The following is a 2,724-nucleotide window of genomic DNA, read 5'->3' as shown; positions in this document are numbered from 1 at the left end:
GATGTTTCTATGCCAATAGCTTCTACTGTTTTAACTGAATTTACGTTTACAGACTGTTCTACACTTTTTCTAAGGGTGGTAAGTCCTCCGTAGGATTTGTTCCAGTTAGTAGGCCATAGTTTTCCATCATCATTATAATGAGGGATATCATCTATTGTAGAAGCAGTAGTAAAGCCATTATCTAATGCAGGTAGATATGTAGCTATAGGCTTAATAGTAGAACCTGGTTGTCTTTGGGAAACAGTTGCTCTATTTAACATTCTTGAACCTTCTATATCTCTACCACCTACAAGAGATTTTATTTGACCAGTTCTATAATCCATAATTACAGTAGCCGATTGAGGTTGAACTACTCCATCTTTACTTCTAAAGAAATATTTTTCATTAATTAATAAATTACCGTTATCATCAGTGGTGTAAAAATTTTTATTTTCATTTAGAAATTTTTTATCTATAATAACCTCTTTATTTTCGCCTACCTTATAATTATCCTCGGGAACTGATAAAGCTCCCATACTATGAGTAACTAAATTTTTTCTATCATCAATTGTATAGTAATTTTTAATATCAATAGCACTTTCATAAGGTGTAAATTTATAATTATTAATTATTAAGCTAGCATCAGTTAGTTCGAAAGTTCCAGTTTCGACAATTAAATTATATTCATCATCAAACATATTTTCTTTTTTAACATATAGAAGTTTATTTCTATCGTCGATTATATTACCACCATTATCTAATCGCCAATTTATCATTATTGGTGCATTAAGATACTCTGGATTACCTAATAATACTTCTGTAAAATTATTATATACCTCTTCAATTTTATGTTGCATGTTTACATCCATAGTAGAGTAAATTTTTAATCCACCAGTAAATAATATTTTTTCAGCTTCTTCCTTTGTATAACCTAATTGGTCTACTAAGTCTTCAATCACTTGTACTTTAACATGGTCAGTAAAGTATGAAGATATACCCGCTATTTTATGTTGACCAGGTTTTAGACTAGTTTGAATATCTTCATTAAGAGCTTCATTATATTCATTTTCTGTAATAGAACCAAGTTCTAACATTTTTGCCAGTACAAGCTTTTGTCTCTTTACAGCTGTTTCGTTATAATAAGCAATATATTTATCCCCTAAAATATCAACCTGTCCAATTTCAAACATAGTTTTTTCATCAAAATCTTCAGGCTTTACAATTTGGAAAGGTGAGTATTTCGAAGGTCCTTTTACTACTCCAGCTAAAAGAGCACTTTCTGCTATAGTTAGTTCCTCAACATCTTTTGAGAAATAAGTTTGCGATGCTTCTTGTACCCCATAAGCATTTTGGCCTAAATAAATCCTATTTAAATATGCCTCTAATATTTGCTCTTTAGTTAAAGCTTTTTCAAGTTTTAAAGCTAAGTAAGCTTCCTTTATCTTCCTATCTAGCTTCTTTTCATTACTAAGGTATAAATTTCTTGCTAATTGTTGAGTTATTGTACTTGCTCCCCTTACAGTTGATTTAGCTTTAATATTATCCATTAAAGAACTTATAATACCTTTTGGATCAACTCCCATATGTGTATCAAACCTTTCATCTTCAATGGCAATAAAGGCTTTTTGAAGATGAACTGGCATCTTATTAATTTCAACTATAGTACGATATTCTTCAGTTTGAATTTTTTCAATAAGCTCACCATTTTCATCTAGTATGAAAGAAGTTTGATCAAGCAATGCTTCAATATTTGTAGGATCAATTTCAGGTGCATCCTTAGTAATACCTATAACTACACCAGCAACGACACCTATCCCAATTATAATAACCAATAATAATGATATGAAAAAGATTTTCCAACCACTTCTTTTTTTCTTCTTTTTCTTCTTTTTTTCCTCAGCATCTTGGTTATTGGCTACCTTTTTATTTTCCTCAGACATTTTAATACCTCCTTATCGAGAAAAGGCATATAAATATAATAAATTAATTATACCATACATAAGTATATCGTATAAATAAAAAAGCCTATCTTTAAACAATTATAATACAAATTTTAAAATAATCCACTATTATTATTTTATTTATGAATATATTATACAAAAGGGGGATAATTTTGAAATATAAACTTTTTCATAGAAAAAGAAAATTTATATTGTGGATTGTTATAATAGTTGCCATTATGTTATATTTCTATAACTATATAGATAAAAATATAAGACCAACAGTTATTGCAATTTCTGAAATTCAAGCAAGAACTATTACTACTGAGGCTATAAATAAGACTATAAAAAGTAAAATTTCGAAAGATATAGATTATAACGATTTAATATTTGTAAAATATGATGATACTGGAAAAGTAACATTGATGCAAGCTAATACTGTACTTATGAATAATATTGCATCAGAGGTAGCTTTAGAAGTACAGGAGCAAATGAAACAAATATCTAAATCTAAAATAAAAGTTCCTTTAAGTAATGCTTTCGATACCCAGCTTGTAAATTTGCCTAATGTAAAATTACAAATAGTACCCCAAGGAGCAGTAACAGTAGATTTTGCAACAGAATTTGAGGCCTCTGGAATAAATCAAACTAGACATAGAATATATTTAATAGTTATAACAGATATTAAAATAATAGTTCCATTAGTATCTGAAAATATACAAATTGCTACTAATATACCTATTGCAGAAACTATTATTGTTGGAGATGTACCGGAGCAATTTATAAATGTACCTGAAGATGATTT

General features: G+C 28.6%; 2 protein-coding genes. One reads left to right on the top strand and one right to left on the bottom strand.

What is annotated here, in order from left to right:
- On the bottom strand, window positions 1-1,919 hold a 1,919-nt coding region (locus tag VK071_10905; GenBank protein ID HLR35819.1), incomplete at its 3' end, for a transglycosylase domain-containing protein.
- 173 nt (window positions 1,920-2,092) lie between these two features.
- On the opposite strand from VK071_10905, the gene yunB reads away from it, so the two are divergent.
- A partial coding sequence (gene yunB, locus VK071_10900; GenBank protein HLR35818.1) for a sporulation protein YunB occupies window positions 2,093-2,724 on the top strand: 632 nt, incomplete at its 3' end.

It is taken from the genome of Tissierellales bacterium, from assembly GCA_035301805.1.
In the GTDB taxonomy this organism is placed as follows: Bacteria; Bacillota; Clostridia; order Tissierellales; family DATGTQ01; genus DATGTQ01.
The sequence above is the reverse complement of the archived record's forward strand: the minus strand, read 5'-3'. Positions and strand labels throughout refer to the sequence as shown.